The sequence below is a fragment of the Undibacterium sp. TJN19 genome, assembly GCF_049339485.1.
In the GTDB taxonomy this organism is placed as follows: domain Bacteria; phylum Pseudomonadota; class Gammaproteobacteria; order Burkholderiales; family Burkholderiaceae_D; genus Undibacterium.
Genome location: NZ_JBMPPL010000009.1, coordinates 64,743 through 89,246, shown reverse-complemented (window position 1 = coordinate 89,246; position 24,504 = coordinate 64,743). Strand labels below are relative to the sequence as shown.

Here is a 24,504-nt window from a genome sequence, read left to right as displayed (position 1 = left end):
TATCTACCCGAAAATGCCATGCAAAAACCAGACTGGTTCATCTGCATCAGGGTCTGTCGCCCGTTCGCGATAAATCCAGTAGCGTACCTGACTGGCATCCGTCGCCATGAAGTAGTCTCTTGCTTGCACCTGCTCATGCCACCAGCCTGCTTCTATGCGTTCTGCCGCAGAAATGATCGTTAATTCCGACCGGTAATAAGGCCGGTGTTGCCGGATTTCCAGCGCCAATGCCTGTGGTAATAACCAGTCTGGGCGCAAAGCAGTACGGCTATTGTCGCGTTCAAAGGCCGGTCTTTTCTTCATGATTGATATCCAGTTATTGGCTACCTCAGGACGATGATCAGCTTGCGGTGCTGATTGCAAGACATTTTCATCGCCCAGACGGGCAAGCAATAATTCCAGCAAACGCTGATGGTCTTCTGCCTTGCCTCCGGGTTCGGGAAATAAGGCATAAGTTTGTGCCTGTCGCTGGATTGTCTGTTTGACTTCCAGCATCATGCTGATCACCGCAGCGTCCAGCTTTAACTGCGTCAGCCTTTCCCTGAACAGTGACAACAGATGCGATTCCTGCCAGCAGGCTTGCGCTAATTGCAGATCGAACAGGGTGGGTGGGATAGCCTGGCGGCCACGCTCATGAAATAACTCCATGTGTATATGCGTGACGGCAAGTTGCTGTGATGCCAGCCACCCCAATAATTGCGCCAGCAAACTGCGTGCATAAAGCAAAAGAGCATCGGCTTGCTCTATGCGGTCGGGTAACTCTATCCTGGCTTTAAATTCAGGGCTGGCAACATGCCATTGATGCAGTTCGCTTTGCTCACCATAAGCCTGATCCAGTTCATGCAAAATCGCTTTTCCGCAGCGCCTTTGCAAGCCTGGTCGTGGTAACTGCCGTAAATCCCGAAAGGAATAACAGGCAATGCCTTGCAGCAGGTCCAGCAAGGGCGGCGCAGTCGCAAGCAGGCCGACTGGCAGTCTGTCCAGGCGGCGTGACAGTTTTTTCAAATGAAGGGCATGTTTGCCCGCCCGTTTTTTTCTTGCGGCTTCTCTTGCCAGCAGCCATGCTGCCCTGGCAACGGGGGCGATGCTGGTTGTTGCGCTAAACCCCAGTGTTTGCAATGTCCCCTGTATGCGTTTGCGCAAGGTGCGTAGACCACCAAACAAGCTCAGGCTGGCACTGATATCAATCAGGATGCTGTCATCATCTGCCAGGCTGACTTGGGGTGAATACTGGAGCAGGGCAGTTGCTACTGCGTTTAAGGCGGCATATTCTTTTTGAACATCACGCTGAAAGCAGCGCACATCTGGCAGCAGCATCTGTACACCACCTGTGCGCATGCCTGTACACACACCAGCCTGATGGGCAAGCGCCGACATGGCAACTACCCGGCCCTGACTAAGGACTACACTGGCGGCCAGTTCTTCTGCATCAAACCAGGGTTTGACAAAGACCTCAAGTCGAAGCAGCGGCAAGTGGATGGCGATCCAGAATGGATGATGGGTGTGTGGGTGCATGATTGCTGATCGCCGGAATATTTTCTTTCGCCCGTCCCGCATAGGAGGACAGGTAATGATGAAGTGGTAAATAGATGCTGATTGGCCTGTCACGCTGACTGCCACGGCGTTTGATTATTTCCAGTTCCAGGCCATTCTGGCTGGGCCGCAAGCTTAATCTGAGGGGCGCAGGCGAGGGTGCCTGTGCCGCCCGCAGCGTGCGCATCAAGAAAAATAAGGTATCTGAACTTTGCGCAGCCAGGTGCAGGCGGCGCAAGGCTTCGCTGCGTATTTGTGACTGCCAGAACAAGAGCGCGCCACAACTGCCATTGCGCAACACCTGTTCTGCCGCCCATAAAGCATCCACGTATTTGTTGCAACGTATCCAGATCAATTGCGTAGTCTGTAAGCCTGCATCAGCCAAGGCTAGTGCCTGGGGTATAAAAGGCGGCGCCAGCAATATGACCGGTCTGTTATCCAGTTGGCACAGGGCAGGTTTTAAAAGGCGTAATTCGGCAGTGCCAGTTTGTGCCAGCAAAATTTCTGTTAATTGCCCCAGTGGCCAGCCGCCGCCAGGCAATTCCGCCTTCAGCTCGGAGTAGCCGGTATCCAGATAGCCGCCATTTCCACGTGCCAGTTGCGATGCACGCCACAATGCTGGATGTATATGTTCAGGCTTGATGGGGGAAACACTGGACATGGCAATATACTGATTAAATATACAGTATATGTGATTGTTCGTGGAATTTCAAAACCTATTCTTCCATGAGGAAAGAAAGAGACAGTAAAAATTAATACTGATTGCGCATACAGTATTTTGTGTTAAAGTACTTCACATGGATGAACGAAGACGAATTATTGCTCATCTATCATGATCACTGACCAGCTCACTGAAAACCGATACGGAGAATATTATGGCAAACCTCGAACAATCCTTTGATACCCGCTTTAGCCTGCAACTGGCCCCAACTTCATTTTTAATGCGTCTGGGGCGTCGCGAATTATTTGTTTGCCGTGATTTTCGCCAGCGCTCTTACTACGTTAATCCCATGATGGATTGCAGCACAGGCGTACAGGCCGGACATCTGGAAATTTTGCTGTTCCGTAAATGGTTGTTGATTTTGTCTAAAGCTAACTGGTAAAACAAGTTTTTGCTTGATGGGTATGATGGGTAATACAAATCACCTTAGATGCCACCCTAGATGCTGAAATAGCGTCCCGGAGATTCTCCAAAGTAGCGGCGGAACATGACAATAAAATTGCTTGGTGTGGCATATCCCAGTGCATCTGCGACTGCGGCGACTGATTCACCCTGTGCAAGCAGTTCCAGTGCGTGCAATAAACCAGCCTGCTGACTCCATTGGCCAATACTGATGCCGGTTTCTGCCTGAAACAGGCGGCTTAATGTACGGGCAGACATGCAGGCCAGCTCAGCCAGGTCTTTCAGGCCATGCCTTGCTCCCGGATTAGAGAGAATGGCTGCCGTCACCGGCAACAAGCGATGATGAGCTGGCATGGGTAAATGCAAGGGCTGGTGCGGAGCCTGACGTAACTCATCCAGCAAGACCTGTATGATATTTTCCTGCTCCAGGTTTAATTGTGCATTGAGTTGTGCATGCATGTCCCAGGAGGCGGCACGACGCACCAGGGCAGTCATCAATTCATTGATAGCGATCACCCAGGGGCGCTCCGGCAAGGCGGTACTCGATTCTGCGTTAAGCAGGACACTCCAGCCATGCATGGCACCAGTGATGGTGACTTTATGCATCTGGCCGGGCGGTATCCAGCCAGCGCGATGTGGTGGTAGCAGCCATGCACCGTGGGTAGTGCGTACCTGTACCAAGCCATTCTCGACACAAAAAAGTTGCCCCCGGATATGGCGATGCCAGTCATATTCGCGCGTCCCAAGACGAAACTGGCTATCTGCCTTGTCTTCACTCCTCAGTGCAATAAGCGCAGGCCCTGCGGCCATATCGCTGAAATCAGGCAAGTCAGCCTGCCTGGTTGCCAGTGTCATAGTCATGTTGGCCTGAATTCATTATATTTAGCTAAAGTAACGTTATCAGCTTCATCTCTCTTTGTCCAATAATTGTCTCAGGCGTATTTTCTTCAGACACATGACAATAGCGGGAGCACTATGAATACAGCTTTACACATCAGCATTATCGGCGCCGGACTTGGCGGGCTTTGCCTGGCACAGGGTCTGAAAAAAAACGGCACCTCCTTCAGCGTCTATGAAAAAGACCAGGCAGCCGACAGCCGCAACCAAGGTTACCGCATCCGCATTGATCAGACCGGGCAGCATGCCTTGCGCACCTGTTTGCCCATGGATTTATATATGTTGTTCCAGCAAACATGCGCACGCCCTGCGGGTCAGGTCAAGGTTATCAATGCACAGCTGGAAACAATAAATGGAAAATGGGTAGACGACTGGCAAGACGACAAGTCTGCTGACCAAGCAGATCAGCCTGATCTCAGGGCTGACCGGCTTGCGATGCGAGAGGTATTGCTGACGGGTATACGCGAGCATGTGCACTTCGGTAAAGAACTGAGTCGCTATGAAGAGCGGGGCGATGGTAAGGTGAGTGTTCATTTTTCTGATGGCAGTTCGGTTCTGTCTGACATACTGATAGCCGCCGACGGTATTCATTCGAAGGTGCGTGAACTGCGTTTTCCTGAAGCCAGGCCTGAGGATACTGGCAATGTCTGTTTTTATGGTAAAACCATGCTCACTGAAAATCTCAAAAATACCCTGGCACCACAACTGCTGGCTGGTACCTCAGTCATCTTTGAGAAAGAACTTGCCGCTGTCATTGATGTGATGGAATTTAAGCAGATACCGGTTTATTCTGACCCACCCATTTTCAGGGACTCTGGTTTGACACCTGTATCTGATTACATTTATTGGGCCCTGATCGGTCAACGCGCCCGTTTTGGTTTGCATGAAACCGGCAACTTGCCTGATACGTCGACAGAAATACACGCCTGTATTGTATCGACCAGTGCTGCGTGGCCACTTGAGTTGACATCTTTATTTGCTTTGACGCCATCCGATATGCTGACCCTGGTGCCTGTAAAGACAACACAGTCAATACCACCATGGGAATCAAGCCGGGTCACAGCCCTTGGTGACGCCATCCATGCCATGAGCCCGGCCAGTGGCCTGGGGGCTAACGCGGCACTTTACGATGCTGCTGTATTGGCACAGGCCTTGCATGCCATCAGTCATGATGGCAAACCTGTCTTTGAGGCAATCTCGGATTATGAATGCAAGCTGCGGGAGCACAGTTTTAAAGCAGTCATTTCTTCACAACGGGGTAGCCAGCAATTATTTGGTGACCAGGACAAATGAATTAAAGGCATGATAGCGAATCTCAGGCAGTAAAACTCATACAGGGGGAAAATATGAACGCATCAGGCAGCTGGTTTTATTGGGCGATGATGTCAGCCGTGTTTGCGGCGATGACAGCCATATTTGCCAAAATCGGTATTCAGAATGTTGATTCTGATCTGGCAACATTGATCAGGACCGTCATTATCGCTGTGGTCTTATCGGTTTGGATAACTTACCTTGGCAAGTGGGCCAACCCCTTCGTCCTTTCGCCCAAGACATGGTTATTCCTGACTTTATCTGGTTTGGCGACTGGTGCATCGTGGGTCTGCTATTTCAGGGCGCTGAAGATGGGTGAAGCATCAAAAGTTGCGCCGGTAGACAAATTCAGTCTTGTCCTGGTGGCCATATTTGCGTTTGCCTTCCTGGGTGAGCGACCCTCGCTAAGAGAATGGGGCGGCATAGCAATGGTGGGCGGTGGTGTTTTGTTACTGGCGTTCAAGCGTTAATGTGACGTTGATTTAGCGCTGATTTAGTGCTGACACGGCTGTGAGTGACCGTGGACAGGCAAAAACGAAGCTTTTCACGTTCGTCTCAAAAGAACAAATATATTTTAATTGCAAATGAGAATAAGTCTCATTTATAATTGAGGGTATATTCTCGCCGTACACATTTTTTGCATTGATTCCACAATCAGTGCGAAATCAAAATCAGCCGGGAACATTCTTTACCGAACAAAAATTTGCACAAGCCAGTCATCGCTAGCCAGTGCCTAAACTATTTTAGGAAGCACTATGCTACGCAAGACGCAAATCGCGCTGGCCTTGGGTATGGCGTGGGGATTGAACCCGCACGCAGCCCTGGCCCAGCAAACTCCAGCCACAGCAAATGATGTTACCCAACTCAAGGAAATCACGGTTACTTCAACGCGTACCGAACGCAGCGTTGACCGGGTTCCCAATACGGTAACGGTGACATCTGCTGCAAAAATGCAGCAGGACGGTGCGCGCGATATTAAGGATATTTTCAATAACGAAATCGATGTCAGTGTGCGCGCTGCGCCGACTCGATTCACTGCGGCTGGCAGCGCCACCGGGCGTGCCGGCAATGAAGGCATTAATATCCGTGGCCTGGAAGGTAACCAGGTCCTGATGATGGTAGACGGCGTTCGTGTTCCCAATAGTTTTTCATTTGGCGCCTTTGCCACCGGGCGTGGTGATTTTCTTGAAATCGATGGTATCAAGGCAGTAGAAGTATTGCGTGGCCCGACATCTACCCAGTTTGGCAGCGATGGCCTGGCGGGGGCAGTCAGCTTCCGTACGCTTGATCCTTCCGACCTGCTGAAACCGGGCCAAAGCTTTGGTGGGTTTGCACGTTCCGGTTATGCCAGCATAGACCGCTCATGGGCCAGTACGCTGGGCCTGGCAGGCAAGAGCGGTCAATGGCAGGGTTTGCTGCTGGGCAGTTACCGCAAAGGGCATGAAGTAGAAAACAAGGCTGATAATGACGCTCCGAACATTACGCGTACCAAACCCAATCCAGCCGATTACGATAACCAGTATGTGCTTGGGAAGGCCCTGTTTGCCATAGATGGGACACAAACACTGGGGGCCAGCGTAGAACTGCAAAAACGCAAGCAAACCACAGATGTGCTTTCCGGTCGTTCAGTGCCACCGCTGGTTTCCACCAGTACACTGGATCTTGATGCGCGCGATCAGACCGAGCGTAACAAGCTCAGCCTTGAACATCGCTTCAAGGACCTTAACGGAAGCTGGATACAGCGTGCAGAAACCCAGGTGTACTGGCAGGATGCCAAAGTCAGGCAGTTCTCGGCGGAAGACAGAAATACAGCAGCCGACCGCACACGTGACAATAGCTATAACACCAAGGTCATCGGCTTGTCCACGCAGATGGAAAGTAATGTGAGTGGGGCACTGGACCAGCGTCTGAGCTACGGGTTTGACTGGAGCCGTTCAGAAGTGACTGGCGTACGTGACGGTACAGTTGCACCATTTGGTGAAACTTTCCCGACCAAGCCTTTCCCTGATACGACCTACACCATAGCCGGCGCTTTCGTGCAGGATGAAATAGAAACCGGTGCGGTCAGCATTATTCCTGGCCTGCGTTTTGACCATTACAAGCTTGCACCATCGGCCTCGGGCTATATTGGCGGCGCGGTCGCCACTTTGTCTGACCAGGCTGTCACGCCGCGCCTGGGCGTGGTCTGGCAATTGACCCCCGGTTTTACACCTTACGGCCAGGTTGCCAAGGGCTTTCGCGCACCAACGCCTGACCAAGTGAATAATGGCTTTACCAATCTCGCGTCAGGCTATACCAGCATCGGCAACGCAAAACTGAAAGCCGAACGTGCTGACAGTGTAGAGATAGGTTTCCGTGGCAAAGTTGACGGTTTTCGTTACTCGGTCGCTGCCTTTGACAATAGCTATAAAGATTTCATCAGCCAGCAAGTGATGAGTGGATCTGGTACCGCGACTGACCCCATGATTTTCCAGTACATCAATCTGGCAAAAGCGCAAATCCGTGGTGCAGAAGCCCGTGCTGAATGGCAGATCGACCAGCAATGGCAAGCCAATGCCGGTATCGCTTACACCAAGGGTGACAGTGAAGTCGGTGGTGTAAAAACGCCGCTGGACACCATCAATCCAGTCAAGCTGGTTGCCGGTTTACGCTATGACACAGCAAACTGGGGCGCACGCTTGAATGTTCAGCATCACCAACGCAAGGATGCTGACCGTATCGCACCGGCGGCAACACCTCAGTTTGCCCCAGGCGCCTATACCGTCGTTGACCTGGGCGCGTCCTGGAAGCCGATGGCCAATCTGACCATCACCGCCAATCTGAATAACTTGCTGGACGCCAAATACTGGCGCTGGTCCGATGTCCGTGGGCTGGCCGACAACAGTACCGTGAAAGATGCCTATACCGCACCAGGTCGCACTGCCCAGGTGTCCGTTCGTTATGACTTTTAAGGAGATTGCCATGTCAGATCAAGATCAAGCTATTCGGGATTCCTTCATTACCATGCGACGTGAACGCAAGGCACGTCACCGCGACATTGCAGAAAGCCTCAATATCTCCGAAGGGGAACTGATTGCTGCACACGTGGCAGCATCGCTCGATGATGACAATGTCATCCTGCGCGCCATCAGGCTCAAGTCAGAATGGCCCGATATCATCGAATCACTGGAACCGCTTGGTGAAGTCATGGCATTGACGCGCAATGCATCCTGTGTCCATGAAAAAGTTGGTGTGTATCGCAAGGCCAGTCACAGCAATCATATGGGCCTGGTGCTTGGCGGTGAAATCGATTTACGGGTTTTTTATCAACACTGGGCACATGGTTTTGCAGTCAGTGAAAAAACGGAACAAGGCCTGCAATCAAGCCTGCAATTTTTCGATGCAAGTGGTTTGGCCATACATAAAATTTTCATGAAGCCGCAAAGCGATATCGCTGCCTATGAGGCGGTGGTCAGCCGCTTTACCGCCGAAGAGCAAATTACCGGTATGCAAACACAGGCCACGCCAGAAAAGAGCCTTGAGCTCAAAGATGCCGATATTGATGTCAATGGCTTTCGCCAGGCATGGGCATCGTTGCGCGACACCCATGATTTCTTTGGCTTGCTCAGGAAGTTTGCTGTCAGCCGTACCCAGGCATTACGTCTGGCAGAAGAAAAATTTGTGCAAAAAGTGGAAATCAGCAGTTGTCAGGAACTATTGCAATCAGCTTCGAATGAAGGTGTTCCCATCATGGTTTTTACTGGCAATCTGGGCATGATACAAATCCACTCTGGTGCAATCAAGAAAATTGCCGTCATGGGCCCCTGGGTAAATGTGCTTGATCCCGGCTTTAATCTGCATTTGCGCGAAGACCATATCGCCAGCGCCTGGGTCGTCAAGAAACCAACCACAGATGGCCTGGTGACTTCACTGGAGTTATTCGATAAAGAGGGAGAAACCATTGCCATGTTCTTTGGTGAGCGCAAACCCGGCAAGCCTGAACTGTGCGAATGGCGTGCACTGATTGATAACCTGTTGCAGGAATCGGAATCATGCGCAGCGTAACTGATATGCAGATGGGTGCTGGTGCAGTGTCTGAACATCAGGCTGAACTGCCGCGCCGCAAACTATTGCGGCAAATGGGTGGTTTCGCGGCTGCCGGTTTGTTCGCAAGCACCGGCCAGTGGGCGCTGGCAGCCAATCCACCCGCGCGCCGCATAGTCAGCGTGGGTGGTGCACTGACCGAGATCATTTATGCACTCAATGCAAACAATGACCTGGTAGCTGTGGATACGACTTCGCTGTTTCCCGAAGTCGCCCGGAAATTGCCCAGTGTCGGCTATGCGCGTACCCTGTCTGCCGAAGGCGTATTGGGACTGGCCCCAACCCAGGTGATTGCGACAGAAGATGCGGGGCCGCCTGCGGTCTTGCGCCAATTGACAGCCTCTGGCGTGCCGGTCACCATACTGGCGGCCAATCATCGCTTTGAGGGTTTGCTCGACCGTGTAAAGCGCATCGGTGAACTGACGGGGCGTGAAACACAGGCTGCCAGCATGATGCAGAACCTGCAACAGGAATGGACACGTGCACGCGCACCTATCCTGCAAAGGGAAGCGCAGGCAAACAGCAAGCCTGTACGCATCCTGTTTATCCTCGCTCATTCGCCTGCACAAATCATGGTCGCTGGCCGCGACACCAGCGCCCAGGCCATGATTGACTATGTCGGCGCAAAGAATGCCATCAGCCCCGTCAGTGGCAGTGGCTTTACTGGCTATAAAGCGATGACACCGGAAGCGGTCATTGCTGCCCAGCCCGATATTATCCTGGTGACGGAACAAGGGGTGAAGGCCACCGGTGGTACGGAAGCCTTCTTGAAAATGCCGGGCGTGGAACAAACCCCGGCAGGACGCGGTCACCGTGTCATCGCTGTGGAAGCCATGCTGTTGCTGGGCTTCGGGCCGCGTTTGCCGCAGGCAGTGTCCTTGCTCGATGCCGCCATCACCAAGGCCATGCTGACATGAGTAGCCTTGCCTTGCTATCCCGTCCTGTCAGTCTTCATCTCAGGCCCCGATCGGCATCGCTGCTGGCGCTTTTGCTGGCAACCGGTCTGGTGCTGAGTGTGCAGTGGGGGGCAGTGCCCGTATCGCTGAGCGACTGGAAGGCCGCCATATCCGCTGTGTTTTCATTTGGCAGCGACCAGCAAATGACGGGTGGCAGTTATGTATTATGGAATATCCGGCTGCCGCGTGCCTTGTTCGCAATCGCCGTTGGTGCAGCCATGGGCTTGTCGGGGGCGCTGACGCAAGGCTTGTTCCGTAACCCCCTGGCGGACCCCAGTTTGCTGGGCGTTACCGCAGGCGGCGCATCGGCGGCAGCATTGACTATCGTGGTGCTGGCGAGTTTTAATTTACCCATACCACCATTATGGCGCATGTGGTTATTGCCATTTGCTGCCTTCTTCGGTGCCGTCAGTGTCTGCTTCGCACTGGATCGCATTGCCCGCTGGCTGACACCAGGTTCAATCACAGGATTGCTGCTGACCGGCATGGCCTTGAATGCCATGGCTGCTGCCATCGTCGGCCTGTGTACTTATCTGGCAACAGATGAACAACTGCGCAACCTGTCTTTCTGGACGCTGGGCTCACTCTCTGGCGGCATCTGGACAGTAACGCTGGCATTGATCGCCTTGCTTACCATCGCCTGGTGGCGTGCACGTCACTTGTTGCACCCCATGAATGCGCTGGCACTGGGCGAAGCTGCCGCTGCCCATGTCGGTGTCGATGTCCGTTATGTGCGCGGGAATGTGATTCTGATCGTGGCTGTATTGACCGGTTTTACTGTTGCCTGGTGCGGCATGATTTCCTTTATCGGACTGATCGCTCCACATATGGTGCGTGCACTGGTTGGATCGGATCAAAGACAGGTGATACCGCAATCCATGCTCGTCGGAGGCTTGCTGTTGCTGGTGGCTGATACGCTGGCGCGTACTGTTGTGATTCCGGCAGAAATTCCTGTGGGTATTTTTACCGCCATATTGGGCAGCCCTTTCTTTTTGATTTTGTTACGCAAGGCACGCGGCCGCATCGCCTGAAACCGTATGTTGATGAAAACTTCCATTCCCAAACAATTGCTGCATCTGGACAACGTAGGTACCAGACTGGGGCAACAGGCTTTTGGACCTTTCAGCCTGAACGTCGCTGTCGGTGAAAAACTGGCGATACTGGGGCCCAGCGGTGCAGGTAAATCAACGCTGTTGAAATTGATGTCGCGTGAATTAACGCCTGTGCATGGTCATCTTATGTTCAATTCACGTGCAATCACTGCCTGGACCTTGCAGGAACTCAGTGAGCAGCGGGCTGTATTGCCACAGACGAATGATGTGGCATTTGGCTTGCAAACCGACCTTGTCATCGGCCTGGGCAGGGTAGCGCGCAGTCAGGACCAGGGGCTGGACCGTATCGTCAGCGAAGCAGCAGCGCTGGCACACGCATCACACTTGCTGGGGCGACGGTTTGACAGTCTGTCTGGTGGTGAGCAGGCGAGGGTGCAACTGGCACGTGTATTCGCACAATTATGGAATGTCAAAGATGGGCTGATACTGGTAGATGAGCCATTGGCTGCGCTGGACTCGGGTCTGCAATTTGATCTGCTCGACAGCATAGAACACTACGCCAGTGAAAGGCATCATGCAGTGATCGCCATCCTGCATGATATCAACCATGCGATACAAAGCTTTGACCGCCTGCTCCTGATCAAGAATGGCAGCTTGCATGGCGATATGCCCGCTGATCAACTGGCGATACCTTCGCTGGAAAGCTTGTATGGTATCCGCCTGAATTGCTACACCAGTGAAAATGGTGATTTTCTGGTGTCACCTGTACGCAAGCCTTCGCGTCTGAGAAAGCTGGCCTGATCTGATGCTGCGCTACTACTTTAAATGAATGAACGATGGTAAATATGCGTGCTTATACAAACAGTAAACCCAAGTCGGCCTTTAGTTTGCTGATAGCTGTCATCGCGATGGTGGCAACGAATGCCTATGCCGATACCGTCAGTGGCAAAATTTTATTGCTGGGCGAAGTGCATGACAATCCTGATGGTCACAAACAACGCTTTGAAGCCTTGCAAAAGATGGTGCAAGACGGCTGGCGGCCTGCCATTGCGATGGAGCAGTTCGACAGGGAAACGCAGGCTGCCTTGAGCAAGGCGCAGGCAGAATGTGCTGACGCCGATTGCGTCATCAACGCAGCAGGTGGCAAGCGCTGGGAATGGCCTTATTACCGGCCAGTCATTGCGCTGGCGCTGCAATACAAGCTGCCTCTGCTTGCTGCCAATGTGTCGCGCTCTGATGCCAGTCAGGTCATGCGTGAAGGCTTCAAGAGCGTGCTGGATAAGGCAAGCATCACCACTTACAGGCTGGATCAGGCTTTGCCACAAGACCTCATTTCGGGGCAGCAACAGGCTATTGAAACCGGGCATTGCGGAAAAATACCTGCCGCGATGGTGCAAAGCATGGTGAACGCCCAGGTAGTACGTGACGTGTGGATGGCAAAAATTCTTGCTGATCACGCCAGCCGTGGCGTGGTTTTGCTGGCAGGCAATGGTCATGTACGGCGTGACCTGGGCGTGCCACGCTGGTTGTCAGCGAGCGAACTCGCCGGTACACAGGTCCACGGCTATATAGAGCCAGAATCAGTGCAAGCTGAAGCAACAGCCAGCAAGATTTACGATGCGACGCATGTCATACCGCCGCATGCCCGTATTGATCCCTGCGAAGCAATCAAACCGCCAGCACCAACGGAGAGAAAATAATGAAACGTCCTCATCAGTCATCCTCTTGCCAGCATGTGCAACTGGCGCATAGCAAGGTTGGTGAAGTCATGATCTGTCCTGATTGCGGCATCGTCCATGTGTCTTTGCAATATGTGTCCATGCGCTTTGAACTGGATGCCTTTCGCTCACTGGCTGACATGCTTGGTGATGCACAGCATCTGATTGATCACCTGGGACATGGGCTGGCGCAGTCGGGTGAAAGAGGTGAGGCATCTCCTGATTTGCCGCCGGCAGAAAAAATTCATTAAGAAAAAATTCATTAGCCAGAACCGGGCAAGGCCCCTATGTGCCTTGTGACTGCAATCGACGAGAATGGAGAATTACTATGTGTGATCATGATAATGAACATCCGGAGCCAGCTCTTTTTACCAGGGGCAATAAGCAGGGCCATAGCCTTGACAAGCCGTCTGCAACAGGTTCCAGACGTCGGCGCATATGGGATTTGCCGCATGAATGCCATTGCCCGGTGGTGGGCGTATGTATTCCCCTGGTCAGCTTGCGGCGCATCATCAATAAAGCCGTGGGTGGGCAATCTGTTGCCGATGATTATGAGATTCATGTGGGGGCAATTGCAGAATGTGGCCGTCGCAACAAAGTATCTGAAGCATTGCAGGAAGAACTTGATCACCGCTATAACCGCACGATCCAGCAATTTCGCCTAGCCAAAACCCGTGAAGCGGTGATACGTCTATGGATCAATGCCATCGACCTGGGCGACGTCGCAGGCGCTTTTTGGGCAGCATTGACACATCCTCGTTGCGATACCAGCTTGCAGGAGGGCTTGTGTCGCGATATGCATATGCTGCAACATCAGGCTGGTGCCAGTGTTCGTGCAGACCTGTCACGCTTCAACGCGCTGGTGGAAGAAAACGCGCTATTGACCAGGGAGCTGGCGCGGGTGCAAGAGCGCAGTACGCGCCTCATGACAGAGAAAGCGAATGAGATTGAGCGTCTGAATACCTTGTTGGTACAGGTGCGTGCAGAAAGTATAGGCAAGGATAGCGGCATTGCTTTTTTAAGTGCTGATCTGGTTGCGTTGAAGGCCACCATGCCTGATCTGGAATCGCGCACACGTTTGCAAAAAAAGGTCGATCAAATGACCGAACGGCAAAATGAACTGGAATCCAGCCTGCGGGAAGCGCGCCAGAAACTGGCTGAAACGGCTAAATTAAAAGAAGCCAGGGATGCCATTGAACAAACTGCTGAGATGGCTGCGGGTCATGATGCTGCCGGCGTAGAGTCGGCAACTGTGCGCAGTTTCCCGATCGCACTGTTCCTGCAACAGAAAACTGTGTTGTGTGTTGGTGGGCGTAGCGGCAATGTGCCAAGTTATCGTGACCTGATTGAGCGCGTAGGCGGGCGTTTTGCGCATCATGATGGCGGTGTTGAAGATAATCAAAGTATGCTTGACGCCAACCTGGCTGCTGCCGACCTGGTGATATGCCAGACTGGCTGCATCAGTCACAATGCCTATTGGCGCGTCAAGGATTTTTGCAAACGCACTGGCAAACGCTGCGTATTTGTAGAAAATCCCAGCGCCTCTTCACTGGCCAGGGGGCTTGAGCAGTTTTCACAACTGGAAAATCAGGCCCTGGAATCAGAGAAGTCAGATGAAGCAGCAGATCAGGTGTGAACGGCTAGAGCCAGGCTAGGGCTAGATTTGAATCTGCCTCTAGATGAGCTCAATATTTTGCAAATTCAGATAACTGCATTCACGTATGGTCGCAACAAAATCATTGAGATAGGCCATATGGGAAAATTCTGGCAGGCAGGCCGCATATAAACTGCCTGTCAGGCCAGCTGGGGTAATTCTTTTAGCCAGCACGTAATCGCGGTTGACATAATTTTGTGCAGCCCAGACGGGCAGGGTAGCGATGCCACGTTTGCTGGCTACCAGTTGCAGCATGGCGACCGTGAGCTCTGTCGTGCGGCGTGCGGTATCGATGCCAGCCGGTTTCAATATCTGGCGCACGACATCCAGCATGTCATCGGGCACCGGGTAAGTGATCAGGGTATCCGTTGCAAAATCCTGTGCCACCAGATAATCGCGTTGTGCCAAAGCATGGTCTTTGGCGATCAGGGCAATGATTTCAAAACGAAACAGCGGGTGATAGGCAACGCTTTCTGATGCATCTGTTTCAGAGACAATCGCCACATCTGCCTTATGGCTATACAGCAAACCCACAGGGTCAGCCTGAAAGCCGGAAACAATATCCAGTTCCACTTCCGGCCAGCGCTGGCGAAATACATCCATCGCAGGCATCAGCCAGTCAAAGCAGGTATGACATTCAACGGCAATGCGCAATTGTCCGGCAACTCCCTGCGCCATGCGTGCCAGGTCGCGTTCTGCACTGGCAACCTGGGGCAATACGCTATCAGCCAGCTGCAATAATCTTTCGCCAGCCGGCGTAAACCTGATAGGCGTGGTTTTGCGCTCAAACAACGGTACACCGTGATGTTCTTCCAGTAATTTGATCTGGTGTGACAGTGCTGACTGCGTCACATTGAGCAAAACCGCAGCGCGCAATAAATTACCTGCTTCACGCAAGGCATGCAGGGTTTTCAGGTGTCGTAGCTCAAGTATGGATTGCATTATGAATAAAATTCAAGTTGATTCTTAAAATATGTCGTTTGAATCATAGTCGACTTTGCGTAATCATGGCAAGACTTGACAGGAGAAAGACATGACATCAGCACATATTTTGGGTTTTCCGCGCATAGGTGCGCAACGTGAATTGAAATTTGCCCAAGAAGCATACTGGCGTGGCGAGGTAAGCGAAGCGACCTTGCGCGACACAGGCAGTGACTTGCGCGCCCGCCACTGGGCACTACAAAAACAGGCTGGCCTTGACTATGTCAGCGTCGGTGATTTCGCCTGGTACGACCAGGTACTGAATACACTGGCTTTGTTGGGCGCTCTGCCTGCCCGTTTTGGCTTCCATGCAGCAGAACTGACATTAGCCGATTACTATGTTGCAGCACGTGGTAACCCGCAACATTTCGCCATGGAAATGACCAAATGGTTTGACACCAATTACCATTATCTTGTACCCGAATGGACTGCTGACCTGAACTTTGACGGTGGCGTCAACTGGCTGTTTGATGAACTGGCAGAAGCGCAAGCCCTTGGTCATCAGGCCAAAGTCACGCTGGTGGGGCCACTCAGCCTGTTGTACCTGGGCAAGGTAAAAAATGGCTTGTCACATTCACTGGATTTGTTGCCCAAAATTATTCCCGCTTACCAGAAGCTGCTGGCACGCTTGCAACAGGCTGGCGTCGAATGGCTGCAAATCGACGAGCCTATCCTGGCGCTGGACCTGGATGCTGAGTGGCTGAACGCCTTCCCGCTGGCCTATACCGCCTTGTCGGCGCAAACACCCAAACTCTTGCTGGCAACTTATTTTGAGTCAGTCAAGGATCGTGCCGAATTACTGCATAGCTTGCCAGTGGCAGGTGTGCATCTGGATCTCGTCAGAGCACCACAACAATTGCCGGCCTTGCTTGAAAACTGGCCACAAGGCCGGGTCTTGTCCGCCGGCGTCATTGATGGCCGCAACATCTGGCGTGCAGATTTATCCAGCCTGCTCAAGCAGTTGCAGCCAGCGCATGCCCAATTGGGCGAGCAATTATGGATAGCATCAAGTTGCTCACTGTTGCATGTGCCAGTCGATCTGGCTTATGAAACTGCACTGGATGAAGAAAGCAAAAACTGGCTGGCTTTTGCCACGCAGAAATTGACTGAAATTGTCGCACTCAAGCAGGCGTTGAATGGCAATGCAACGGCAGTCGTCACGCAATTTGATGCAGCAGAAAGCGCCATTCTCAGTCGCCGCAATTCTTCGCGCATTCATAACATGATGGTCAAGAAACGTCTTGCAGCGGTGACAGCCAAAGACGCTGAACGTCATCATGTTTTTGCAGAACGTATAGGCAAGCAACAGCAGCGTTTTCAATTGCCATTGTTTCCGACTACCAGCATAGGTTCTTTCCCGCAAACCAAAACAATACGCCAGGCACGCGCCGCCTATAAGCAGGGCCGCCTGGCGCACCTGGAATATCTCGAAGCCATGCGCGCAGAAATACGCCTGGTCGTGGCACAACAGGAGAGGCTCGATATCGACGTGCTGGTACATGGCGAACCAGAGCGCAATGACATGGTGGAATATTTCGGCGAGCAATTGTGGGGTTATGGCTTTACTCTGAATGGCTGGGTACAAAGCTATGGTTCCCGTTGTGTCAAGCCACCATTCATTTATGGTGATGTGTACCGGCCAGAAGCAATGACGACCAGTTGGAGCGAATATGCACAAAGCCTGACCAGCAAGCCCATGAAAGGCATGTTGACCGGCCCTGTCACCATGCTGCAATGGTCCTTTGTGCGTGATGACCAGCCACGTGAAGCCACGGCATTGCAAATCGCGCTGGCTTTGCGTGACGAAGTCACTGACCTGGAAAAAGCAGGCATAGGCATGATACAGATTGATGAGCCGGCTTTCCGCGAAGGTTTGCCACTAAAACGCAAAGACTGGGCGGCATACCTGGACTGGGCCGTGCGCGCCTTCAAACTGTGCTCAGCAGGGGTGAAAGACGATACCCAGATCCATACCCATATGTGCTATTCGGAATTCAACGATATCCTACCGTGGATAGCTGCGATGGATGCCGATGTGATCACCATAGAAACCTCACGCTCGGATATGGAGTTGCTGGAAGGTTTTGGCGAATTTGCGTATCCCAACGATATCGGTCCAGGCGTCTACGACATTCACTCGCCACGTGTGCCACGTGTCGCAGAAATGCAAAGACTATTGCAAAAAGCCCGTAGCGTGCTGCCTGACGCCAGACTATGGGTCAACCCTGACTGCGGCCTGAAAACCCGCGACTGGCCAGAAACCATCGCAGCACTGGAAAACATGGTGCAAGCCGCCAAATTGCTGCGGGCGACTGTAACGGCGGATGAAGAGCATCAGGATTGTTGTTGATCGCGTTTATTCAATTGGCATGATTGATGTAAGGCACATTTTCACTTTATTGTGAGAATGTGCCTTTTAGCTTGCACCATGAGAGATGGACGCTGAACGATGGTGTTGAGCGATTGGAAAATTGAGAGCAAATTTTCCGGCAAATCTACGCAGCATCATTTCAGTGTCCGATCAAATTTTTATGATAGCTTGCAAGTGCCTTCAATAGAACGCGCTTGTTTGTGGGCATTTGACCTTGCTGGCAGGCTTGACTTCAGTCAGTTGCAGCTTGCTATCCAGCATCCAGGCGCTGAACCGCTTGCGGGTGAGAATATTCCCTTTTCCATAACTGTCGACACTGATTACAAAGGCCATGGCAGATTTGCCATAACTGCATTCAGTTTCAAATTTCACGCCTTCTTTGGCTGTGACAACCGGCAAAGGAAGTGCGTACTGTTTCAAAGGCGGTTTTGCCATCTCTGCAGCAGTGGCCTTTTCATAGTCGTTAATGGTATCGACAATAACTGCCGCATTTGAATAATGATCAATTCCTGGGCCTGTCGGGGTGTCACTGGACCGTTGTGCCAATACCTGCACAAGGTGGCCAGTGATGAATTCGGCCGTAACCTGGCCCCATTTATCTTTCCATTCCTTGCGCGACAGTGACATCGTGCTGGTGGGCGTTGTGGCCGCTCCAGCGGGCTCAGCAGCAGGGGCGGGCATAGTGCTTGCGACAGGAGCTGGCGCAGCTGCTTTGGGCGCTGGTGTAGCAACTAATGCTGGTTTGACAGGAGCCGCAGCAACTTCTTCACCCTGGAACGCATATTTACCATCAAAGGGAACATCGCCCCAGGAACCTGCACATGCCTCTACATGCAATTGCATGCCACCAGCAGCGCGTTTCAAGGTCATAGTGCAACGTCCCTCGCTAAAGTTCCAGCCGCCAGGCGCATCGGATAATTTACCTTCCCCGGACCCGCTGCGTAAATTGCCCGCCTTGCCTTTCTCAGAAACTTCCAGTGTGAATTTGCCGTCAGGTTTTACCGTCAGCAAACGCTCAAAACCTTTATCGCTGGCATCATAAATACCGGCCTTGGGATAGGGACTATAGTCCGCCGCCAGCACAGGTGCTACCAGACAAGACAATGCCAGACTTGATGACAATAAACGAACAGCGCCAGAGGTAGTTGATTTTTTCATGTAAGCAAATGAAGTTGAATAGAGTGGATGAACAAAGCCGCATATCCACATGCCCAGGCATGAAGACAGAGCACAATTGCTGCTTTAAGCCGGATGATGGTGCATGACCGTAAAAACCATGTCAATCAATTAATTGCGTGTTTTATATTAATGCGCAACAAAGTGTAAGTGGACTTGTACTGACGGTTTGACTTTGATAGTCGCTCTGTCGCGCGTCAAAGCTGATAGGGCTTGCGCAAAACCGCAGCTACGTTGCTTCTCGCCGTAATAAAAAGCACTGCCTGCGTCGCTGATGTCTTGCCGGGTCAATTTTGTGTAAGTCCTCATTGATTTTATTCCAGCTAAAAGCAGGTTGGAATGACGCTGTTATTTTTGTAATTGACCGACAAGTTCAACCATGCTTAATCCTGCGCTAAAGCACCTCTTGAATTTTTTTCACCAATTAACGTTTACGTTAACGTCAATTCCTGTGCTATTCTAAAAATAACAGGTGCGCTGCTCATTTTCTTGAGTAGCGTTAAACGGGAAAGTGGTCGTCGCTGGCCAGTCAGAAGCCAGCGACCAAGCCCCTGCTGCCTCCGCAACGGTAAGTGAGTGCGGTTACATCATCGACGCCACTGGTCATGCATGACTGGGAAGGCGATGTAACAAGACTTGCAAGCCCGGATACCGGCCTGTTGATCTTTACGGAAAACATTGCGGAAGGCTGTGTTTGAAGCGATGCATTGTGTCTGGATAACTGGTTTTCTTAGCCTGGTTATCAGGTTTGGCGCACATCAGCTTCTGACAATTCTTTCTCTTTTTTTCCTTGGGTCTGGTCACGTACGGAAGGTGCGTGGCGGATGCGCACTATGCGTTTGCATGGTCGCGTCCATGGCCAGCATGCATATATGAACTGTATGTGCATGCTGTTTTCAGGCATCAGTACGGCTTATGTTGCGGACGAGTTTCCGCCGTGTGTCCGTGCGCAATCAGGAAAGTACAGGCAAGACATCATGACAATTCTCTCCCAGGTTCCTACCGTCAAGCTCATCATCAACGGTGAATTAGTCGAATCCAAAGCCACGCAATGGCGTAACGTCATTAATCCGGCAACGCAGCAGGTGTTGGCGCATGTGCCATTTGCTACCGATGCAGAAATGCAGGCTGCTGTAGAAAGCGCCAAGACAGCGTTCAAGACCTGGCGCAAAACTGCCATCGGTACTCGCGCCCGCATCTTCTTGAAATACCAGCAGCTGATACGTGAAAACATGGCGGAGCTGGCTGCATTGCTGACAGCCGAACAGGGCAAGACCCTGGCCGATGCAGAAGGCGATATCTTCCGCGGCCTTGAGGTGGTCGAGCATGCGGCCAATATCGGCAACCTGCAAATGGGTGAGATCGCCAATAATGTCGCCAGCGGCGTTGATACTTATACGCTGAACCAGCCCTTAGGGGTTTGTGCCGGCATCACGCCTTTCAACTTTCCGGCGATGATACCGCTGTGGATGTTCCCGATGGCGATTGCCTGTGGTAATACCTTTATCCTGAAACCCTCAGAGCAAGACCCCATGGTCACCATGCGTCTGGTTGAGCTGGCCTTGCAGGCCGGTATCCCACCTGGCGTCTTGAATGTTGTGCATGGCGGCGAAGATGTGGTGAATGCGATTTGCGATCACCCCGATATCAAGGCCGTGTCTTTCGTCGGCTCTACCCGCGTGGGTACGCATGTGTATCAACGCGCTACGCTGGCAGGCAAACGGGCGCAGTGCATGATGGGTGCAAAAAATCATGCCATCGTATTACCTGATGCGAATAAAGAACAAACCTTGAACAATCTCGCTGGCGCTGCTTTTGGTGCAGCCGGGCAGCGGTGCATGGCCTTGTCGGTGGTGATATTGGTCGGTGCGGCGCAAGAATGGGTGCCAGAATTGCTGGACAAAGCGCGCAGCCTGAAAATCAATGCGGGTGCAGAGGCCAATACGGATATTGGCCCTGTCATTTCCTGCACGGCAAAGGAGAGGGTAGAGCGCCTGATTGCGCAAGGTGTCAGCGAAGGGGCTGAATTATTGCTTGATGGCAGACAGCCTCATGTGCCGGGCTATGAATCCGGTAATTTCGTTGGCCCTACCGTATTTGGTGGTGTCAAACCAGGCATGCGCATCTATGAAGAAGAAATTTTTGGCCCGGTACTGTGTCTAGTCAGTGCCAATAGCCTGACCGAAGCCATTGCCATCATCAATGCCAACCCCAACGGCAATGGTACGGCCCTGTTCACGCAGTCTGGCGCTGCTGCACGCACTTTTGAAGAAGATATCGATGTCGGACAGATCGGCATCAACGTACCTATCCCCGTACCTGTCCCGCTGTTTTCCTTTACTGGCTCACGCGCATCCAAACTTGGTGACCTGGGGCCTTACGGCAAACAGGTTATCCAGTTTTATACCCAGACCAAGACGATTACGGCACGCTGGTTTGATGACAGCGTAACAGCTGGCAAGGTGAATACGACTATCTCGCTCAAGTAAGGAAATCGTCATGGACTTCGAATTAACTGAAGACCAGCGAGCCTACCAGCAATCTGCCCGACATTTTGCCGCCCATGAAATGGCGGCACAAGCTGCGCATTGGGATGCGACATCCATGTTTCCGCTGGATGTCATCGCCCATGCCGGCGAGCTGGGTTTTTGCGGCATGTACGTGCCAGAAGACCTGGGTGGTTTGGGGCTGACAAGGCTGGATGCGGCAATTGTGTTTGAAGAGCTGGCACGTGCCTGTCCATCAACCACGGCTTATATCACCATACACAACATGGCAAGCTGGATGATTGCCCACTGGGGGGCAACACAGGTGCAAAATGACTGGGTACCCTTGCTGGCAACCGGTAAAAAACTGGCTTCGTATTGCCTGACTGAAGCAGGTTCAGGGTCGGACGCAGCTTCACTGCGCACCAGCGCCCGACTGGACGGAGACAACTATGTACTTAATGGCAGCAAGGCATTTATATCCGGTGCCGGGGCGACCGATATGCTGGTAGTGATGGCACGTACAGGTGGTGAGGGTGCGGATGGTATTTCTGCTTTTGCGGTACCGGCAAACCTGCCTGGCATCAGCTATGGCAAGAAAGAAGACAAGATGGGTTGGAACAGCCAGCCCACTCGTACGGTCAATTTTGATCAGGTATGCATACCCCGTTCCCATTTGCTGGGAAGAGAAGGAGAGGGTTTTCGCATTGCCATGCGTGGCCTTGATGGGGGGCGTATCAATATCGCTACCTGTTCCATCGGTGCTGCGCAATCAGCACTCAATAGCGCGCAAACCTATATGAATGAACGCATGCAGTTTCAAAAGAAACTGGCCGATTTTCAGGTACTGCAATTCAAATTGGCAGATATGCAAACCGAACTGGTGGCCGCACGCCAGATGGTGCGCCTGGCTGCCAGCAAACTCGACAGCAAGGCGCCGAATGCATCTGTGTATTGCGCCATGGCCAAGCGACTGGCGACCGATACCGGTTTTACTGTTTGCAATGAAGCACTGCAAATCCACGGTGGCTATGGCTATATCCGTGAATATCCACTAGAGCGTTTTTTACGCGATGTCAGGGTCCACCAGATACTGGAAGGCACCAATGAAATCATGCGTGTCATCGTGGCTCGCCACATGCTAAGTCAAACTACGAATGAGGAGTTTTTATGAGTAACGCCACACAATACACTGGCTACACCAACCTGCAATGTGAAGTCATCGGCAACACGGCCTTGCTGACGATTGCCAACCCACCCGCCAATACCTGGACCTCAGCGGGTTTGCAGGCCCTGACGCGACTGGTGCATGACCTCAATGCCAACCCGGCAATCTACAGCCTGGTCGTCACAGGTGAGGGGCAAAAGTTCTTTTCCGCCGGCGCCGATCTGAAATTATTTGCCGATGGTGACAAGGCAGTGGCACTGGACATGGCACGACGCTTTGGCGAAGCATTTGAAACCCTGAGCCAGTTCCGTGGCGTATCGATTGCTGCCATCAATGGCTATGCAATGGGCGGTGGACTGGAATGTGCCCTGGCCTGTGATCTGCGTATTGCAGAATCGCAGGCGCAAATGGCTTTGCCAGAAGCCACAGTCGGCCTGCTGCCTTGTGCAGGCGGCACGCAAAACCTGGCCTGGCTGGTGGGAGAAGGATGGGCCAAACGCCTGATCTTGTGCGGTGAACGTATCGATGCCGCCACAGCGCTACGCATAGGTCTGGTGGAAGAGGTGGTGGCGACTGGCGGGGCACTTGATCGTGCACTGGCACTGGCAAAACAGGCTGGCAAGCAAAGTCCTGTCAGTGTCAAGGCATGCAAACAGTTGATACAGGGCGCACGCAAGCAACCCTTGGCCGCTGTATTGCCGCAAGAACGTGAGGCATTTCTGGGTTTGTTTGATACCGCAGACCAAAAAGAAGGTGTTGCCGCTTTCCTGGAAAAACGTCAGCCGGTATGGAGCAACGCATGACAGCGCCAGTCTTGTTCAGCACGCTGGCAACCGCAGATGGCCGGCAATTGGGTGTCGCTACCCTGAATACTGAGAAAACCCTGAATGCCCTTTCCATGAACATGGTGCAATTGCTGGCGGCGCAATTGCAGGCATGGAAAACTGATCCGGCAATTGCCATCGTTATTTTGCAGGCAGCAGGCGAAAAAGCATTTTGTGCAGGTGGCGATTTGCAGAACTTGTATGCCAGCATGCGCAGCCACCATACGTCAGAGCGGGCTGGTGATGTACTGGCGAATCCTTACGCACTGGATTTTTTTGCACAGGAATACCGTCTCGACTACCTGGTCCATACGTACGCCAAACCTATTTTATGCTGGGGACATGGCATCGTCATGGGTGGCGGCATCGGTTTGATGGCAGGCGCCAGTCATCGTGTAGTAACAGAGAAATCCAGGCTGGCGATGCCGGAAATTGCCATAGGCCTGTTCCCCGATGTCGGTGGTACGTGGTTCCTGAGTCGCATGCCGGGCAAGCTGGGGCTTTTTCTGGCACTGACAGGTGCCAGTATCAATGCCAGCGATGCCTTGTTTGTAAAATTGGCCGATGAGGTTTTGCCACAAGCCAGCAAGGCGGATGTACTGACGGCTTTGCAGTGCACTAAGTGGAGTAATCACGCTGACCAGAACCATCAGCGACTCAGCCAGGTCTTGTCTGCGTTTGCAGCCGAATCCAGTGACACAGCAGGCCCTTTGCGCAACAACTTTGACCTCATCAACCGATTGTGTAGTGCGCCTGATTTGCCCACCATCGTAGCGCAAATACTTGCAGTCGATGCTGCGCAGCAGGAAGAATATCCCTGGCTGCAAAAAGCTGTCAGCAGTCTGCAAAAAGGCAGCCCGACTTCAGTATGGCTGGCGCATGCATTGCAGGCAAGAGGCAAGTATTTGTCGCTGGCAGAAGTCTTTCGTATGGAGTTAATAGCGGCGCTTGTCTGTGCGCAAAACCATGATTTTGTCGAGGGAATACGCGCATTGATCATGGACAAAGACCAGAAGCCGCAATGGTTGCCGGATAGTTTGGACGACTTACAAGTTCAGGACGGGGAGAGGTATTTCACGAGTCCATGGGCGGCAGGGCAGCATCCGCTAGGGGATTTGGGTAGTGTTGAGGAATTACAAAGACAAGCTGCTTGAAATTATTTTCCTTTCTT

General features: G+C 52.4%; 21 protein-coding genes and 1 riboswitch. Of the genes, 16 read left to right on the top strand and 5 right to left on the bottom strand.

Going from position 1 to position 24,504, the window contains the following annotated elements:
- Positions 1 to 3 precede the first annotated feature (3 nt).
- Together ACO0LH_RS21390 and imuA are read right to left on the bottom strand one after the other, a co-directional pair.
- Entirely contained in the window at positions 4 to 1,515 is a 1,512-nt protein-coding gene (locus ACO0LH_RS21390) for a Y-family DNA polymerase (protein ID WP_422943162.1), read from the bottom strand.
- Positions 1,454 to 2,194, bottom strand: a complete 741-nt coding sequence (gene imuA / locus ACO0LH_RS21385; protein WP_422943161.1) for a translesion DNA synthesis-associated protein ImuA — start codon at positions 2,192 to 2,194, stop codon at positions 1,454 to 1,456. Before imuA ends, ACO0LH_RS21390 begins: the two co-directional genes overlap by 62 nt.
- A gap of 214 nt (positions 2,195 to 2,408) precedes the next feature.
- Between imuA and ACO0LH_RS21380 the strand changes: the two genes are divergently transcribed.
- The gene (locus ACO0LH_RS21380; protein ID WP_422943160.1) at positions 2,409 to 2,636 is read left to right on the top strand and encodes a hypothetical protein; all 228 of its coding nucleotides are present in this window, start codon (positions 2,409 to 2,411) and stop codon (positions 2,634 to 2,636) included.
- Positions 2,637 to 2,692: 56 nt separating this feature from the next.
- Here ACO0LH_RS21380 and ACO0LH_RS21375 read toward each other — a convergent pair whose 3' ends face one another.
- Positions 2,693 to 3,517 (bottom strand): AraC family transcriptional regulator, encoded by an 825-nt coding sequence (locus ACO0LH_RS21375; protein WP_422943159.1) that lies wholly within the window; start codon positions 3,515 to 3,517, stop codon positions 2,693 to 2,695.
- Positions 3,518 to 3,631: 114 nt separating this feature from the next.
- Between ACO0LH_RS21375 and ACO0LH_RS21370 the strand changes: the two genes are divergently transcribed.
- From ACO0LH_RS21370 to ACO0LH_RS21325, 10 genes are all read left to right on the top strand, one after another.
- Positions 3,632 to 4,846: an FAD-dependent oxidoreductase gene (locus ACO0LH_RS21370; RefSeq protein WP_422943158.1), complete on the top strand. Its 1,215-nt coding sequence runs from the start codon at positions 3,632 to 3,634 to the stop codon at positions 4,844 to 4,846.
- A gap of 53 nt (positions 4,847 to 4,899) precedes the next feature.
- Positions 4,900 to 5,334: an EamA family transporter gene (locus ACO0LH_RS21365; RefSeq protein ID WP_422943157.1), complete on the top strand. Its 435-nt coding sequence runs from the start codon at positions 4,900 to 4,902 to the stop codon at positions 5,332 to 5,334.
- A 285-nt stretch (positions 5,335 to 5,619) separates the two neighbouring features.
- Entirely contained in the window at positions 5,620 to 7,815 is a 2,196-nt protein-coding gene (locus tag ACO0LH_RS21360; protein WP_422943156.1) for a TonB-dependent hemoglobin/transferrin/lactoferrin family receptor, read from the top strand.
- 10 nt (positions 7,816 to 7,825) lie between these two features.
- Complete coding sequence (locus ACO0LH_RS21355; protein ID WP_422943155.1) at positions 7,826 to 8,908, top strand: hemin-degrading factor; 1,083 nt, start codon at positions 7,826 to 7,828, stop codon at positions 8,906 to 8,908.
- A complete protein-coding gene (locus ACO0LH_RS21350) occupies positions 8,896 to 9,864 on the top strand; it encodes a heme/hemin ABC transporter substrate-binding protein (protein WP_422943154.1) in 969 nt (322 codons plus the stop codon). The genes ACO0LH_RS21355 and ACO0LH_RS21350 overlap by 13 nt, the downstream gene beginning before the upstream one ends.
- A complete protein-coding gene (locus ACO0LH_RS21345; protein WP_422943153.1) occupies positions 9,861 to 10,934 on the top strand; it encodes a FecCD family ABC transporter permease in 1,074 nt (357 codons plus the stop codon). The genes ACO0LH_RS21350 and ACO0LH_RS21345 overlap by 4 nt, the downstream gene beginning before the upstream one ends.
- Positions 10,935 to 10,946: 12 nt before the next feature.
- Entirely contained in the window at positions 10,947 to 11,756 is an 810-nt protein-coding gene (locus ACO0LH_RS21340; RefSeq protein ID WP_422943152.1) for an ATP-binding cassette domain-containing protein, read from the top strand.
- 44 nt (positions 11,757 to 11,800) lie between these two features.
- Positions 11,801 to 12,655 (top strand): ChaN family lipoprotein, encoded by an 855-nt coding sequence (locus ACO0LH_RS21335; protein ID WP_422943151.1) that lies wholly within the window; start codon positions 11,801 to 11,803, stop codon positions 12,653 to 12,655.
- Entirely contained in the window at positions 12,655 to 12,924 is a 270-nt protein-coding gene (locus ACO0LH_RS21330; RefSeq protein WP_422943150.1) for a hypothetical protein, read from the top strand. The genes ACO0LH_RS21335 and ACO0LH_RS21330 overlap by 1 nt, the downstream gene beginning before the upstream one ends.
- Before the next feature lie 77 nt (positions 12,925 to 13,001).
- Positions 13,002 to 14,309: a DUF2325 domain-containing protein gene (locus tag ACO0LH_RS21325; protein ID WP_422943149.1), complete on the top strand. Its 1,308-nt coding sequence runs from the start codon at positions 13,002 to 13,004 to the stop codon at positions 14,307 to 14,309.
- A 39-nt stretch (positions 14,310 to 14,348) separates the two neighbouring features.
- Here ACO0LH_RS21325 and ACO0LH_RS21320 read toward each other — a convergent pair whose 3' ends face one another.
- A complete protein-coding gene (locus ACO0LH_RS21320; protein WP_422943286.1) occupies positions 14,349 to 15,272 on the bottom strand; it encodes a LysR substrate-binding domain-containing protein in 924 nt (307 codons plus the stop codon).
- 88 nt (positions 15,273 to 15,360) lie between these two features.
- On the opposite strand from ACO0LH_RS21320, the gene metE reads away from it, so the two are divergent.
- Positions 15,361 to 17,658 carry a 5-methyltetrahydropteroyltriglutamate--homocysteine S-methyltransferase gene (gene metE / locus ACO0LH_RS21315; protein ID WP_422943148.1) on the top strand — a complete coding sequence of 766 codons (2,298 nt, stop codon included), beginning with the start codon at positions 15,361 to 15,363 and terminating at the stop codon, positions 17,656 to 17,658.
- A gap of 201 nt (positions 17,659 to 17,859) precedes the next feature.
- On the opposite strand, the gene ACO0LH_RS21310 is transcribed toward metE, so the two are convergent.
- On the bottom strand, positions 17,860 to 18,837 hold the full coding sequence (locus ACO0LH_RS21310) for a hypothetical protein (RefSeq protein ID WP_422943147.1): 978 nt from the start codon (positions 18,835 to 18,837) through the stop codon (positions 17,860 to 17,862).
- A 471-nt stretch (positions 18,838 to 19,308) separates the two neighbouring features.
- Positions 19,309 to 19,529: riboswitch (cobalamin riboswitch) on the top strand.
- A 303-nt stretch (positions 19,530 to 19,832) separates the two neighbouring features.
- Between ACO0LH_RS21310 and ACO0LH_RS21305 the strand changes: the two genes are divergently transcribed.
- The 4 genes from ACO0LH_RS21305 to ACO0LH_RS21290 are packed head-to-tail and all read left to right on the top strand — an operon-like array spanning position 19,833 to position 24,487.
- Positions 19,833 to 21,344 (top strand): CoA-acylating methylmalonate-semialdehyde dehydrogenase, encoded by a 1,512-nt coding sequence (locus ACO0LH_RS21305; RefSeq protein WP_422943146.1) that lies wholly within the window; start codon positions 19,833 to 19,835, stop codon positions 21,342 to 21,344.
- 10 nt (positions 21,345 to 21,354) lie between these two features.
- Positions 21,355 to 22,515 (top strand): acyl-CoA dehydrogenase family protein, encoded by a 1,161-nt coding sequence (locus ACO0LH_RS21300; protein WP_422943145.1) that lies wholly within the window; start codon positions 21,355 to 21,357, stop codon positions 22,513 to 22,515.
- Entirely contained in the window at positions 22,512 to 23,312 is an 801-nt protein-coding gene (locus ACO0LH_RS21295; RefSeq protein ID WP_422943144.1) for an enoyl-CoA hydratase, read from the top strand. The genes ACO0LH_RS21300 and ACO0LH_RS21295 overlap by 4 nt, the downstream gene beginning before the upstream one ends.
- Positions 23,309 to 24,487 (top strand): enoyl-CoA hydratase/isomerase family protein, encoded by a 1,179-nt coding sequence (locus tag ACO0LH_RS21290; RefSeq protein ID WP_422943143.1) that lies wholly within the window; start codon positions 23,309 to 23,311, stop codon positions 24,485 to 24,487. The genes ACO0LH_RS21295 and ACO0LH_RS21290 overlap by 4 nt, the downstream gene beginning before the upstream one ends.
- Positions 24,488 to 24,504 lie beyond the last annotated feature (17 nt).